Source organism: Variovorax sp. ISS6 (genome assembly GCF_056523145.1).
Window position 1 is genome coordinate 4468052 of record NZ_JAWRZC010000001.1, and the last position, 14675, is coordinate 4482726.

Consider the following 14675-nt stretch of genomic DNA (forward strand, 5'->3'; position numbering starts at 1 on the left):
CTTTGCAGCGTACAAGCGCGCTTTTTTCGTTCGCACAGGGATTGCCCGCAAGCCGGGCCGCGGCGGTGGCCGTGCTATCGCCTAGGCGACACGGCCGGCGCCGCAACCCGCTTCAGAGGCCGGGCAGCTTGTAGTCCTTGAGCTGCTCGCGCAGCCGGGTCTTGAGGATCTTTCCGGTGGCGCCCAGCGGAATCGCCTCGACGAAGACCACGTCGTCGGGGATCTGCCACTTGGCGGTCTTGCCGTCGTAGAACTTCAGCAGTTCCTCGCGCGTGACCTCGGCGCCGGGCTTCTTCACCACCGCGACGATCGGGCGCTCGTCCCACTTGGGGTGGTACACGCCGATGCAGGCCGCCATGGCGATGGCCGGGTGCGCGACCGCGATGTTCTCGATGTCGATCGAGCTGATCCATTCGCCGCCGGACTTGATCACGTCCTTGCTGCGGTCGGTGATCTGCAGGTAGCCGTCGGCATCGATGGTGGCGACGTCGCCGGTGGGGAACCAGCCGTCGATCAGCGGATCGCCGCCCTCGCCCTTGAAGTACTCCTTGACGATCCACGGCCCCTTGACCAGCAGGTCGCCGTAGGCCTTGCCGTCCCAGGGCAGCTCGTTGTTCTCGCCGTCGACGATCTTCATGTCGACGCCGAAGATCGCGCGGCCCTGCTTGAGGCGCACCGTGAGCTGCTCCTCGGTCGACTGCTTCAGGTGCTTGTTCTTGAGCGTGCACAGCGTGCCCAGCGGGCTCATCTCGGTCATGCCCCAGGCATGCAGCACCTCGACGCCGTAGAGGTCCTGGAAGGCCTTGATCATGGCCGGCGGGCAGGCGGAGCCGCCGATCACGGTGCGGTTCAGCGTGCTGAACTTCAGGCCGTTGGTCTGCATGTGGCCCAGCATCATCTGCCACACGGTGGGCACGCCGGCCGCGAAGGTCACGCCCTCGCCTTCGATCAGTTCGTAGACCGACTTGCCGTCGAGCGCCGGGCCCGGGAACACCAGCTTGCAGCCCACGAGCGCGGCCGAGTACGGAATGCCCCAGGCATTGACGTGGAACATCGGCACCACGGGCAGCACCGAGTCGCGCGCCGAGATGCGCATCACGTCGGGCAGCGCGGCGGCGTAGGCATGCAGCATGGTCGAGCGGTGGCTGTAGAGCGCGGCCTTCGGGTTGCCGGTGGTGCCGCTCGTGTAGCACATGCTCGAGGCCGAGTTCTCGTCGAACACCGGCCACTGGTACTCGGTGGACTGGCCGCCGACCCAGTCCTCGTAGCTCACGAGGTTGGGCACGCCGCTGTCGACCGGCAGCTTGTCGGGGTCGCACAGCGCGACCCACTTGCGGATGGTCGGGCACTTGGCGTGCACGGCCTGCACCAGCGGCAGGAAGGTGAGGTCGAAGCACAGGATCTGGTCTTCGGCGTGGTTCGCGATCCACGCGATCTGGTCGGGATGCAGGCGCGGGTTGATGGTGTGCAGCACGCGGCCGCTGCCGCTGACGCCGTAGTAGAGCTCCAGGTGGCGGTAGCCGTTCCAGGCCAGGGTCGCGATGCGGTCGCTGAACAGCAGTTGCTCGCCGTCCAGCGCATTGGCCACCTGCCGGGAACGCGATGCGATGTCGCTCCAGGTACAGCGGTGGATGTCGCCCTCGACCCGGCGCGAGACGATCTCGCCGTCGCCGTTGTGGCGCTCGACGAACTCGATCAGCGACGAGATCAAAAGCGGTCGGTCTTGCATCAAACCCAGCATCTACAGGCTCCTTCTTTCAACAAAATTCAGCGGTTTTCAGGACTAGCGCGATTCACGCAATTTATGTGCGTTCGCACAATGACAGAAACCCGCAGTCTGCGGACACCGATCTGTCGTCCAGACGACAGCCGGCGTCCGCCGGAGCATGCAGGCACCGTGGCGGCGTCGGCCGCCACGGTGGTGTACGCAGCCAGTGCACCGTCTCAGGGCGCGCTGTTCTGCAGCTGCGTCTTGCTCGCGTCGAGCACGATCTTGCGCGGCCAGTTGGGCCAGGTCACGCCCAGGCCCGCATGGTTCGGATCGCCGGTGCGCGCGAACGCGGACAGGCTGCCGACCATCGCATCCGACAGCGCCTCGCGGCCCGGGCGGTTCGCCTCGCCGTAGGCGAACGAGAAGATGCCGGTGCCGAAGTTGTGGAACATGAACACCGTGTCGAGCCCGTGCGTCGCGCCATAGACGGTGTTGAACGGCGCCACCTGCTGGCTCCAGTCGAAGCGGTAGTACCAGGTCTTGGTCGGCAGGTACCTGGCAACCGAATCGATCTGCGGCGGCAGGATGTTGAGGAAGATCGCGTTGGTCGCGAAATCCGAGGCCGCCTTCCAGCCGGTCAGCGGTTTACCTACCGGCAGGTAGGGCGCGTTGATCAGGTCGGCCTCGGTGAGCGTGGTCGGTACGTCGGGATTGAAGGTGTACTGCAGGCCGAAGCGCTCGTAGTCGGTCGGCTTGAAGCCCAGGCCCTGCCCCGTGAAGGTGCCGAACAGGTTGGCGAACAAGGTACCCTCGTCGCGCGTGTTGCCGATCAGCATCGGCACCTTGTTGAAGCGGCCGGCGGCGACCTCGGCGACCGAGTTCACGGGCAGGATGGTGCCGTCCTCGATCGGCGCGGGCGCATTGCCCAGTTGCGGGTTCGCGAGCACGACGCTCAGCAGCTTGTTCGCCGACAGGCCGCGCAGGTAGCTCGCGATCTGCGCATCGGTCTGCGAGGCCACCCAGGCGTTGGCCGCGGTGGTGTCGGCGGCCTTGCCGTCGGCGATGGCGATGGCCGCGAGCAACCCCTTCGAATAGGTCTGCGCGGTGGCGCGCGTCGAGAAGGCGATCCCGCCGCTCAGCGGCACCGCCTTGTGCAGCAGGCCGGCCGACGACGGCGACACCACCAGGCCCCAGGTGTTGACCGCGCCCGCCGACTGCCCCATCACCGTGACGTTGCCCGCGTCGCCGCCGAAGGCGCCGATGTTGGCCTGGATGAACTTCAGCGCCTGCATCTGGTCGAGCAGCGCGAAGTTGCCCGAGTCGTTCTTCGCCTCGCCGTTCTTGAGCTGCGGCAGGTCGAGCCAGCCGAGCACGCCCAGCCGGTAGTTGATCGTCACGACGACGGCATTGCCGCGCTTGGCGAGCTGGGCACCGTCGTAGCCCGGATCGGCCGTGTAGCCCGAGATGTTGCTGCCGCCGTAGATGTAGACGATCACGGGCAGCTTGGCGCTGTCGTTGCTCGGGCGCCAGATGTTGAGCGTGAGGCAGTCCTCGTCGCCCACCGGCTTGCCGAAGCCCTCGCGGGTGGCCAGGCCGAACGGCGCGTCGCCGGGCGCGGGGCTGAAGTAGCGCCCGCCCTGGGCGCAGCTGTGGCCGAACTTGCTCGCGGCGCGCACGCCCTCCCAGGGCTTGGGATCGGCGGGCGGCGCCCAGCGCAGGTTGCCGACCGGCGCCTGGGCGAACGGAACGCCCTTCCAGGAAAAGGTGCCGGTGGCGGCGCTGTCGTCCGTGCCCTCGATCTTGCCGGCGGTGGTCTGGCGCACCATCGGACCGTCGGCGGCCGGGGGCGGCGCGGGCGGCGGCGGGGGCGGCGGCGCCACCGGGAAGAACCCGCTCGGCCCCGAGCCGCCGCCGCCGCAGGCCACCAGGCCCAGGCTGGCGGCCGCGATCGCGGCCATGGCGATGGCCGAGGCCACCTTCGTCTTCTGTCCTGCCGTACCCTGGCTTTTTCGTGCCGTTGCCGTTGCTTGCATGTGTTTGTCTCCACACCGGGTTAATCGGAATTCCTGCGTCGGCGCCCGGCAGCCATACTCCGGCCCGCCGAACCCGAAAAAAATTCTAGGAACGGGTGCTGTTTCCACCGCTATCGCAAGCGAGCCAATCGAATGACTTCAGGAGCCTCCAACCCGCGCCATGCGCGCCGGCCTGCACGCCGTCCGGGCTGCATGCCGCAGCCCGAGCTGCGCACCAGCTCGTCGGCATGGCTCGAGGGGGTGCTGAGGATGTTCGAGGCCGAGGGCCTGGACGTGCCCTCGCTGCTGCGCGACGCCGGCTTCGACCCCGAGTCGCTGCTGCGGCAGAACGCGCGCATCCCGGTCGACGAGGTCACCGTGCTGTGGCAGCTGGCCGTGGCGCGCGCGGGCCGGCCCACGCTGGGCCTGCACCGCGGCCTGGCCGCCACCCACAGCAAGCTGGGCACCGTCGCCCACGTCATGGCCTGCTGCGTCGACCTCGGCGAGGCGATGGACCGGCTCGCGCGCTACATGCCCGTGATCTCCGATGCCACCGCCTTCTCGGTGCAGCCCGAGGCGCGCGGCCGCTGGATGGTGATGCAGCACACGGGCGGCAGCCTGCCGATCCCGCGCCAGCGCGTCGAGTACGCCCTGCTCACCATGCTGATGCAGTGCCGCTGGCTGATCCGGCGCGAGATGGAGCCGCTGGCGATCGAGTTCGCCTATCCGCCCCCCGACGACGACCGGCCGCACCGCGAGGCCTTCGGCTGCGAGGTGCGCTTCGGCGCCCCGGCCAACCGCATGCTGCTGTCGGCCGCCGACCTCGCGATGACGCTGCCCACCAGCCACCCCGAACTCGGCGAGATGCAGGAACACCTGCTCGACGACCAGCTCGACCAGCTGGGCCAGACCACCACCAGCACCCTGGTCTGCGCCGAGATCGCGCGCCGCCTGCCGCACGGCGAGCCGCGCCGCCAGGACGTGGCCTCGGGCCTGGGCCTGGCCGAGCGCACGCTGCAGCGCCGGCTGCAGGAGGAGTCGGTGTCGTTCCAGGCGCTGCTCGACCGCACCCGGCGCGAACTCGCGCAGCAGTACCTGGCGCAGGAGCGCCACACCCTGACCGACGTGGCCGACCTGCTGGGCTTCGTCGACAGCAGCAACTTCTTTCGCGCCTGCAAGCGCTGGTTCGGCCTGCCGCCGGCGCAGTACCGCACGCGGCTGTGGCATGGCGAGGGCGCCAACCTGCCGCTGCTGCGCGCCGCCGCCTGACCGCCCCCGGCCTGGGGTCTCGTGGTCTGCCGGACAATCGGGCCATGACGCCCACGAGCCCGCTTGCCGAAGCAACCCGCACCGATCCAGCCGGAACCCGGCCCGAGAACGCCGACCTGGGCCTGGAATGGGTCGAAGGCTTCGCGGCGCTGGGCCCGCGCTTCTTCACCGAGCTGCGCCCCACCCCGCTGAGTTCGCCCACGCCGCCGTACTGGGTCGGCCACAGCGACCAGGTCGCGCGCGAGCTGGGCCTGCCCGAGGACTGGCGCAGCGACGCGCTCCTGGAGGCGCTCAGCGGCAACGTTCCGCTGGCGGGCGCGCGGCCGCTGGCCAGCGTCTACAGCGGCCACCAGTTCGGCGTCTGGGCCGGCCAGCTCGGCGACGGCCGCGCCATCCTGCTCGGCGAGACCGCGGGCGGCCTCGAGATCCAGCTCAAGGGCGCGGGCCGCACCCCCTACTCGCGCATGGGCGACGGCCGCGCCGTGCTGCGTTCGAGCATCCGCGAGTTCCTCTGCAGCGAAGCCATGCACGGCCTGGGCATCCCGACCACGCGCGCGCTGTGCGTGACCGGCTCGGACGCGCGCGTGCGCCGCGAGGAGATCGAGACCGCCGCGGTGGTCACGCGGGTGGCACCGAGCTTCATCCGCTTCGGCCATTTCGAGCACTTCGCGGCGAACCAGCAGCACGCGGAACTGCGCGCGCTGGCCGACTACGTGATCGACCGCTACTACCCGGCCTGCCGCCACAACGGGCGCTTCGGCGGCAACCCCTATGCGGCGCTGCTCGAGGCCGTGAGCGAGCGCACCGCCACCCTGCTGGCCCACTGGCAGGCCGTGGGCTTCTGCCATGGCGTGATGAACACCGACAACATGAGCATCCTGGGGCTCACCATCGACTACGGCCCGTTCCAGTTCCTCGACGGCTTCGATCCGCGCCATATCTGCAACCACAGCGACACCGGCGGACGCTATGCCTTCAACCAGCAGCCCAACGTGGCGTACTGGAACCTGTTCTGCCTCGGCCAGGCACTGCTGCCGCTGATCGAGGACCAGGAACTCGCGCTGGCCGCGCTCGAGCCCTACAAGAGCGCCTTTCCGAACGCCTTCGAGAACCGCATGCGCGCCAAGCTCGGCCTCGCCGACGCGGCCGATGGCGACCGCCAACTGATCGAGGACGCGCTCAAGCTGCTGGCGGCCGAGAAGACCGACTACACGATCTTCTGGCGCCGCCTGGCCCAGTACCGGGCCGACGGCAACATCGAGCCGGTGCGCGAGCTGTTCATCGACCGCGCCGGCTTCGACGCCTGGCTGCTATCGTTTCTGGAGCGCCACAACCAGATCCCGCGCGAGCAGGCCGCCGAACTGATGCTGCGCAGCAATCCGAAGTACGTGCTGCGGAACCACCTGGGCCAGCAGGCCATCGAAGCGGCTGGCCGCAAGGACTTCTCGGGCGTGGCCACCTTGCTCAGCCTGCTGGAATCCCCATTTGAAGAACATCCCGGCGCCGATGCGTATGCCGGGTTCCCGCCCGACTGGGCTTCCACGATCGAAATCAGCTGCTCATCATGAACACACCCGTCCAGAAAACCGATGCCGAATGGAAAGCGCTGCTCGCCGAGAAGGGCGCCGAACCGGCCGCCTTCGAGGTGACCCGCCACGCGGCGACCGAGCGCCCCTTCACGGGCAAGTACGAAGCCCACTGGGACGACGGCACCTACCACTGCGTGTGCTGCGGCGCCAAGCTGTTCGAGTCGGCCACCAAGTTCGACGCCGGCTGCGGCTGGCCCAGCTTCTCGGAGGAAGCCGTGCCCGGCGCGATCCGCAACATCGTCGACCGCTCGCACGGCATGGTGCGCACCGAGAATGTCTGCGCCAATTGCGGCGCGCACCTGGGCCACGTCTTTCCCGACGGACCGACCGAGACCGGCCTGCGCTACTGCATGAACTCGGCCTCGCTGGATTTCCAGAAGAAGCCCTGAACGGCGCCCTCCTTTCCCTCCGGCCCCTCGCCATCCGACTGCATGAAACTGATCCTCGACTTCTTCCCGATCCTGCTGTTCTTCGGGGCCTACAAGCTCGCCGACATCTACACCGCCACCGGCGTGCTCATGGCCGCCACGGTGGTGCAGATGGCGATCATCTACGCGATGGAACGCAAGCTGCAGGCGATGCAGAAGGCCACGCTGGTGCTGATCCTGCTGTTCGGCACGCTCACGCTGGTGCTGCACGACGACCGCTTCATCAAGTGGAAGCCGACCGTGCTCTACGGCGCGATGGCGGTGGCGCTGGCCGTGGCCCTGTGGGCCTTCCGCAAGAACTTCCTGAAGATGCTGCTGGGCTCGCAGCTCGAGCTGCCCGACCGCATCTGGATGCGGCTGAACATCGCGTGGATCGGCTACTGCCTGTTCATGGCCGCCATCAACGGCTACGTCGCGGCCTACTTCACGACCGAGGCCTGGGTCAACTTCAAGCTCTGGGGCTACGCCTTCCCGATCGTGTTCCTGGTGGCGCAGGGGCTGTACATCTCGCCGCATCTCAAGAGCGGCGACGACAAGCCGGCGGCCTGAGCATGAACGGCACCACCGCTTCGCATCCGCTGCCGACCGTGGCGGCCCTCGAGGCCGCGCTGCGCGCCGCGCTGCGGCCGACGGCGCTCGAGGTCATCGACGAGAGCGCCGCGCACGCGGGCCATGCGGGTGCCAATGCCGAGGGATCCGGCACCCATTTCCGGGTCCGCATCGCCTCCCCGCTGTTCGAGGGAAAGCCACGCGTGGCGCGTCATCGGCTTGTGTATGATGCCCTCCAACTTTTCATCGCACAGGGTCTGCACGCCATCGCCATCGAGGTGCTCTGAGTCGTCCATCCACCGCCAGCCTCCGGCTGCCGGGCCCGGTTCTCCGCTGCGGCGCTCCCTCCCCTGTGTCTTTCCTCCGGTTTCCTCCACGCGCACTTTCATCCAACGCGCATTTCTCAGCCTGACATTCAATCCATGAAAAAACAAATCTTGCAGGCCGTCGCGGCCGCAGCGCTGCTTGGTGCCGTTCCCATGGCTGCCCTGGCGCAGAACGCAGCCATCGTCAACGGCAAGGCAGTGCCCAAGGCACGCATGGACGCGCTGGCCCAGCAGTTGGCCGCGGCCGGCCGCCCGGTCACGCCCGAGATGCAAGGCCAGCTGCGCGAGGAAATCGTGGCGCGCGAAGTGTTCATGCAGGAAGCGCAGAAGCAGGGCCTCGACGCCACCGAGGACTACAAGAACCAGCTCGAGCTCGCGCGCCAGGCGATCCTGATCCGTGCCCTGTTCGAGAACTACCGCAAGACCAACCCGGTCTCGGACGCCGACGTGAAGGCCGAGTACGACAAGTTCGTCGCGGCCAACGGCGGCAAGGAATACAAGGCGCGCCACATCCTGGTCGAGACCGAGGACCAGGCCAAGAAGATCATGGCCGACCTCAAGAAGGGCGCCAAGTTCGAGGACATCGCCAAGAAGCAGAGCAAGGACCCCGGATCGGGCGCCAATGGCGGCGACCTCGACTGGGCCAACCCCGCCAACTTCGTGCCCGAATTCTCGGAAGCGATGATCAAGCTCAAGAAGGGCGAGACCACGCCGGCCCCGATCAAGACCCAGTTCGGCTGGCACATCATCCGCGTCGACGACATCCGCCAGGCCCAGCTGCCGAAGATGGAAGACATCAAGCCGCAGATCACGCAGCAGCTGCAGCAGCAGCGCCTGCAGAAGTACCAGGAAGACCTGCGCGCCAAGGCGAAGATCGAGTAAGCGGCGCGCCCTGCCCGCCCTCTCCCATGAAAAAACGGCCTTCGGGCCGTTTTTCTTTGGGCTTGTTTCTTGCAAGAATCCGCGGCGCGCCATCGGCGCGGAGGGTGTCGACCATGGGCTTCTACCACTCGACCGAGGCGCTCGCGCCGCGGCACAAGACCGAATTCTGGCGCGAGTCGGTGTGCCGGCGCCTGATACCGGCGCGCGGCGAATTCGCACGCGACTTCGACGGCTGCCTCTCGGGCCAGCAGCTCGCGAGCCTCACGGTGTGCCGCATGCAGTCGAAGCCGCACACCTTCATCCGCACCGACCAGCTCGCGCGCATCGCGCCCGACGACGACATCGTCGCCGCCTTCTTCCAGCGCGGCCAGGCCAACATGGCGCAACAGGGCCGCACGCTGCGCGCTTCGGCCGGCGACATCGTGCTGTACGACGCGGCCCGGCCCTTCGTGCACGAGCTCGCGCCCGAATCGCTGCTGCTGGTGCGCTTTCCGCGCCAGCAACTGCTGTCGCGCTTTCCGAAGGCCGAGCACATGATGGCGCTCAAGATCGCCGACGGCAGCTCGCTGGCCGGGTTGCTGCACGGCATGGCCGAGGAGGCGCTGCGCTTCGAGACGCGCGATGCCGCCCTGCCCGCGCAGGCGCGCTTCGCCGCGGCCTTCCTCGACACGCTGAGCGCCGCGATGGAGCTGCAGGACGTGGCCGAGGGCGCCGCCGCGGCGACGCGCCACGGCTCGATCTACGAGAAGGCCGTGCGCTACATCGACGCCCACCTGGACGACACCGGCCTCTCGATGGCCGAGGTGGCCGAGGCCGCGCACGTCTCGCCGCGCACGCTCACGCGCGTGTTCGCGGCCCACGGCACGACGGTGATGCATCACCTCTGGAAGCGCCGGCTCGCGCAGAGCTTCCACATCCTGTCGGAGGGCCGCGTGCAGCAGGTCACGCAGGCCGCCTACCAGTGCGGCTTCAGCGACCTCTCGCATTTCTCGCGCGCCTTCAAGAGCGCCTACGGCACCACGCCCGGCAGCCTGCTGCACGGGGCCGCCAGTTGAAGCGACGGCTTCAGCGCAGGTATTCGCCCGCCGCCTCCGGCTGGAACTGCAGCGCCACCACGCGCGCCGAGCCGTGCACGCCGGCCGGCGTGGTCCATTCCACCACCTGCCCCACGCGCGCGCCCAGCAGGCTCGCGCCCACCGGCGACATCACCGAGACCTCGCCTTCGGCGGGCTTGGCATCGCGCGGATAGCACAGCGTGATCGTGTAGCGCTCGCCGCGCGCGGGGTCCTCGAGCTCGATGCGCGAGTTCATCGTGACGAGGTCCGGCGACGCGTCCTGCGGCGCCACGACCTCGCTGCAGTCGAGCATCTCCTCGAGGGCCAGCGCGACCGGGTCGCTGGCGCCGCGCGTCTGCAGCGCGTGCGCGGCGAGCTTGTGCAGGCGCGCGTGGTCGAGCTGGGTGAGGGTTCGTTCGAGTCGCGTGAACGAGGCGGTGGCTTGCATGGATCGCTCCTGATGAAGTGAAGGCGTGCCGCGGGCTCCATCGAGGGAGCGGGATGAGGCGGACGCGCCGACGCGCGGGCTTGGAGGAGGCCCGGCGATCAGGAAGTGCGCGAAAGAAGAACGGGAGGAGGAAGGATCGCCGGGCTCAGGAATGCCAGGGCGATCGGCGCTTGAGCGCCGTCATCCGCGCCGCGCGGCGCCGGCCACGCGCGAGCGCGCCCGGCAGGGCCGGTGCGGTCAGCGTGGAAGCGGAAGTGCGCAGCATGCGGCCGAGTCTACCGGTCCCGTCGCGCAGGCGGCCATCAAAGGCCCCACCGGCCTTGCCGGATTGGGACCCTTGCCGTCGGCGATCAGCCCACCCAGCGGCGGGCGTTGCGCCAGATGCGCATCCAGGGGCTGCGCTCGCTCGCGTCGCCGCCGTTCCAGCTCATCTGGATGTTGCGGAACACGCGCTCGGGATGCGGCATCACCGCGGTGAAGCGGCCGTCGGCCGTGGTCACCGAGGTCAGGCCGCCGGCGCTGCCGTTCGGGTTGAACGGGTACTGCTCGGTGGGCTGGCCGTGGTTGTCGACGAAGCGCATGGCCGCGATGGCCTTCGAGGCATCGCCGCGATGCTTGAAGTTGGCGTACCCCTCGCCATGCGCGACCGCGATCGGCAGCCGCGCGCCGGCCATGCCCGCGAAGAACAGGCTCGGCGAATCGAGCACCTCGACCATCGACAGGCGGGCCTCGAAGCGCTCGCTCTGGTTGGTGGTGAAGCGCGGCCAGGCCTCGGCGCCGGGGATGATGTCGGCCAGCTCGGCGAACATCTGGCAGCCGTTGCACACGCCGAGGCCGAAGGTGTCGGCGCGGCCGAAGAAGCGCTTGAACTCGTCGGCCAGGCGCTGGTTGAAGGTGATGCTGCGGGCCCAGCCGATGCCGGCGCCCAGCGTGTCGCCGTAGCTGAAGCCGCCGCAGGCCACCACGCCCTTGAAGTCGGCGAGCCGCGCGCGGCCGGCCTGCAGGTCGGTCATGTGGACGTCGAAGGCCTCGAAGCCGGCCTCGTTGAAGGCATAGGCCATCTCGACGTGCGAGTTCACGCCCTGCTCGCGCAGGATCGCGACCTTGGGCCGCGAGGCCAGCACCGCGGGCGCGGCGGGCTCGACGGCAGCCGGCAGATGCCAGTGCAGGCCCGGATCGGCGGGCTCGCCGGCCGCCGCGTGCTCGGCATCGGCGCAGGCCGGGTTGTCGCGCTCGCGCGCGATCTTCCAGCTCACCGAGTCCCAGACCTGGTGCAGGTCGTGCAGGCTGGCGCTGAACACCGACTTGGCATCGCGCCACACCTCGAGCTTGCCCTTGCCGGCCTCGATGGCCGAGCTCGCGGGCCGGGTCTTGCCGACGAAATGGCTGTGGGTGCTCAGGCCATGGGCGCGCAGCACCTGCATGACCTCGTTGCGCTCGGCGGTGCGCACCTGCAGCAGCATGCCGAGCTCCTCGTTGAACAGCGCCTTGAGCGTGAGCTCCTCGCGCCGCGCGCTGACCTGCTGCGCCCAGTTCTTGGCGTCGCCGGTCTCCATGCGGCTGTCGGAGATGCCGTCGCCCTCGGTGACCAGCATGTCGACGTTGAGCGCCACGCCCACATGGCCCGCGAAAGCCATCTCGCAGGCGGCGGCGAACAGGCCGCCGTCGCTGCGGTCGTGCATGGCGAGGATCTTGCCGTCGGCGCGCAGTGCGTTGACGGCATTGACCAGCGCCACCAGCTGTGCCGGATCGTCGAGATCGGGCACGGTGTCGCCGCTCTGGCCCAGCGTCTGCGCCAGGATGCTGCCGGCCATGCGGTGCTGGCCGCGGCCGAGGTCGACCAGCACCAGCGTGCTGTCCTCCTCATCGGCGTCGAGCTGCGGCGTGAGCGTGCCACGCACGTCGTCGAGCGAGGCGAAGGCGCTCACGATCAGGCTGACCGGCGAGGTCACCTTCTTCGTCTCGCCGCCCTCCTTCCACTGCGTGCGCATCGACAGCGAATCCTTGCCGACCGGAATCGAGATGCCCAGCGCCGGGCAGAGCTCGAGGCCGACGGCCTTGACCGTGGCGTAGAGCGCGGCATCCTCGCCGGGCTCGCCGCAGGCGGCCATCCAGTTGGCCGACAGCTTGACGCGCGACAGCTCGATCGGCGCCGACAGCAGGTTGGTGATGGCCTCGGCCACCGCCATGCGGCCCGAAGCGGGCGCGTCATAGGCGGCCAGCGGCGTGCGCTCGCCCATGCTCATCGCCTCGCCCGCGAAGCCCTGGTAGTCGGCCAGGGTCACGGCGCAGTCGGCCACCGGCACCTGCCACGGGCCGACCATCTGGTCGCGGTGGCTCAGGCCGCCCACGGTGCGGTCGCCGATGGTGATCAGGAAGCGCTTGGAGGCGACGGTCGGGTGCGACAGCACGTCGATCGCGGCCTTCTGCAGGTCGACGCCCGTGAGGTCGAGCGGCCGGAAGCTGCGTGCCACCGATTGCACGTCGCGGTGCATCTTGGGCGGCTTGCCCAGCAGCACGTCCATCGGCATGTCGACCGGCTGCAACGCGGCGCCCTCGTCGGCCACCAGTAGCTGGCGCTCCTCGGTCGCCACGCCGACCACCGCGAAGGGGCAGCGCTCGCGCTCGCAGAAGGCCTTGAACTGTTCGAGCGATTCGGGCGCGATCGCCAGCACGTAGCGCTCCTGGCTCTCGTTGCACCAGATCTCCTTCGGCGCCATGCCCGATTCCTCGAGCGGCACCGCGCGCAGGTCGAAGCGCGCGCCGCGACCGGCGTCGTTGGTCAGCTCGGGGAAGGCATTGCTCAGGCCGCCCGCGCCCACGTCGTGGATCGCGAGGATCGGATTGGCCGCGCCCTGCTGCCAGCAGTGGTTGATGACCTCCTGCGCGCGGCGCTCGATCTCGGGGTTGCCGCGCTGCACGGAGTCGAAGTCGAGCTCGGCCGCGTTGGCGCCGGTGGCCATCGAGCTGGCGGCGCTGCCGCCCATGCCGATGCGCATGCCGGGGCCGCCGAGCTGGATCAGCAGCGAGCCGGCCGGGAAGCGGATCTTCTTGGTCTGCGTGGCGTCGATGCTGCCGAGGCCGCCCGCGATCATGATCGGCTTGTGGTAGCCGCGCTGCACCGTGTCGAGGTCGCTCGCCAGGGCCTGCTCGTATTCGCGGAAGTAGCCCAGCAGGTTGGGCCGGCCGAACTCGTTGTTGAAGGCGGCGCCGCCCAGCGGGCCCTCGGTCATGATCTGCAGCGGGCTCGCGATGTGCTCGGGCTTGCCGTAGTGGCCCTCCTCGGGCCAGAGCTTCGAGACCGTGAAGCCGGTCAGGCCGGCCTTGGGCTTGGAGCCGCGGCCGGTGGCGCCCTCGTCGCGAATCTCGCCGCCGGCGCCGGTCGAGGCGCCCGGGAACGGCGAGATCGCCGTCGGGTGGTTGTGGGTCTCGACCTTCATCAGCACGTGGGTCAGCGCCGTGTCCTTGGTGTAGGCCGGAGTGCCCGCGGCATCGGCGCCGCGCGGGATGAAGCGCTCGACCTCGCCGCCCTCCATCACCGAGGCGTTGTCGGCATAGGCGATCACCGTGTGCTGGGGGTTCTGGCGCTCGGTGTGCCGGATCATCGAGAACAGGCTCTGCGGCTGCGCCGCGCCGTCGATCGTGAAGTCGGCGTTGAAGATCTTGTGGCGGCAGTGCTCGCTGTTGGCCTGGGCGAACATCATCAGCTCGACGTCGCTGGGATTGCGGCCCAGCTTCGTGAAGGCATCGACCAGGTAGTCGATCTCGTCCTCGGCCAGCGCCAGGCCGAAGCCGGTGTTGGCTGCCTCCAGCGCCGCGCGGCCCTGGGCCAGCACGTCGACCGTCGCCATGGGCTGGGCCGGCAGCTCGCTGAACAGGCTGGCGGCCTGGTCGACCGTGGCGAGCACCGATTCGGTCATGCGGTCGTGCAGCGGGCCGGCCGCGGCGGCCAGCGCCTCGCCCTCGAGCACCGGCGCCTTGCCCAGCAGCGGGGCCTTGAGCTTCAGGTGGTATTGGGTGACGCGCTCGACCCGGCGCAGCGCCAGGCCGCAGTTGTGGGCGATGTCGGTGGCCTTGGAGGCCCAGGGCGACACGGTGCCCAGGCGCGGCGTGACGACCACCGCCGCCGAGGCCTTGGCCGCCGGGGCCTCGAAGGGCTCGCCGTAGCTCAGCAGCGCCGCGAAGCGCTCGCGGCCCGCGGCGTCGAGCGCGCCGTCGGTCACCACCAGGTGCACGAAGCGCGCGGCGATGCCCTCGATGCGCGGATCGACGGCCTGGAGCTTCGGCAGGAGCTGCCGCGCGCGGAATTCGCTGAGTGCGCTGCCGCCCTCGAAGATGGTTACGACGGGAAGGGCTGTGGAAACGGAAGCGGACTGCGTCACGATGGGTGGGGCCTTGGGGCCGCG

The 14675-nt window shown here is 69.3% G+C and carries 11 protein-coding genes; 7 read left to right on the plus strand and 4 right to left on the minus strand.

The genetic code is table 11. From position 1 onward, the window contains the following. Window positions 1–112: 112 nt before the first annotated feature. A complete protein-coding gene (locus tag AC1HIL_RS20790; protein ID WP_479669914.1) occupies window positions 113–1741 on the minus strand; it encodes a 3-(methylthio)propionyl-CoA ligase in 1629 nt (542 codons plus the stop codon). Between the two features lie 203 nt (window positions 1742–1944). Beyond that, window positions 1945–3744: a carboxylesterase/lipase family protein gene (locus AC1HIL_RS20795; protein WP_296739958.1), complete on the minus strand. Its 1800-nt coding sequence runs from the start codon at window positions 3742–3744 to the stop codon at window positions 1945–1947. A 132-nt stretch (window positions 3745–3876) separates the two neighbouring features. Between AC1HIL_RS20795 and AC1HIL_RS20800 the strand changes: the two genes are divergently transcribed. From AC1HIL_RS20800 to AC1HIL_RS20830, 7 genes are all read left to right on the plus strand, one after another. Beyond that, window positions 3877–4992, plus strand: coding sequence for an AraC family transcriptional regulator (locus tag AC1HIL_RS20800; RefSeq protein WP_082322247.1), 1116 nt, complete (start codon window positions 3877–3879; stop codon window positions 4990–4992). A 44-nt stretch (window positions 4993–5036) separates the two neighbouring features. Further along, the gene (locus AC1HIL_RS20805; protein ID WP_479669915.1) at window positions 5037–6560 is read left to right on the plus strand and encodes a protein adenylyltransferase SelO; all 1524 of its coding nucleotides are present in this window, start codon (window positions 5037–5039) and stop codon (window positions 6558–6560) included. Next, window positions 6557–6970 carry a peptide-methionine (R)-S-oxide reductase MsrB gene (msrB, locus tag AC1HIL_RS20810; RefSeq protein ID WP_057597047.1) on the plus strand — a complete coding sequence of 138 codons (414 nt, stop codon included), beginning with the start codon at window positions 6557–6559 and terminating at the stop codon, window positions 6968–6970. The genes AC1HIL_RS20805 and msrB overlap by 4 nt, the downstream gene beginning before the upstream one ends. Window positions 6971–7012: 42 nt before the next feature. Further along, on the plus strand, window positions 7013–7558 hold the full coding sequence (locus AC1HIL_RS20815) for a septation protein A (RefSeq protein ID WP_057597048.1): 546 nt from the start codon (window positions 7013–7015) through the stop codon (window positions 7556–7558). Between the two features lie 2 nt (window positions 7559–7560). Then, the gene (locus tag AC1HIL_RS20820) at window positions 7561–7845 is read left to right on the plus strand and encodes a BolA family protein (RefSeq protein WP_422096942.1); all 285 of its coding nucleotides are present in this window, start codon (window positions 7561–7563) and stop codon (window positions 7843–7845) included. 135 nt (window positions 7846–7980) lie between these two features. Next, a complete protein-coding gene (locus tag AC1HIL_RS20825) occupies window positions 7981–8766 on the plus strand; it encodes a peptidylprolyl isomerase (protein WP_057597050.1) in 786 nt (261 codons plus the stop codon). A 113-nt stretch (window positions 8767–8879) separates the two neighbouring features. After that, window positions 8880–9821, plus strand: coding sequence for a helix-turn-helix domain-containing protein (locus tag AC1HIL_RS20830; protein WP_057597051.1), 942 nt, complete (start codon window positions 8880–8882; stop codon window positions 9819–9821). A 10-nt stretch (window positions 9822–9831) separates the two neighbouring features. On the opposite strand, the gene rnk is transcribed toward AC1HIL_RS20830, so the two are convergent. Both rnk and purL read right to left on the minus strand, forming a co-directional pair. Further along, the gene (rnk, locus tag AC1HIL_RS20835) at window positions 9832–10269 is read right to left on the minus strand and encodes a nucleoside diphosphate kinase regulator (RefSeq protein ID WP_057597052.1); all 438 of its coding nucleotides are present in this window, start codon (window positions 10267–10269) and stop codon (window positions 9832–9834) included. 350 nt (window positions 10270–10619) lie between these two features. After that, window positions 10620–14651 carry a phosphoribosylformylglycinamidine synthase gene (gene purL / locus AC1HIL_RS20840; RefSeq protein WP_479669916.1) on the minus strand — a complete coding sequence of 1344 codons (4032 nt, stop codon included), beginning with the start codon at window positions 14649–14651 and terminating at the stop codon, window positions 10620–10622. Window positions 14652–14675: the final 24 nt, after the last annotated feature.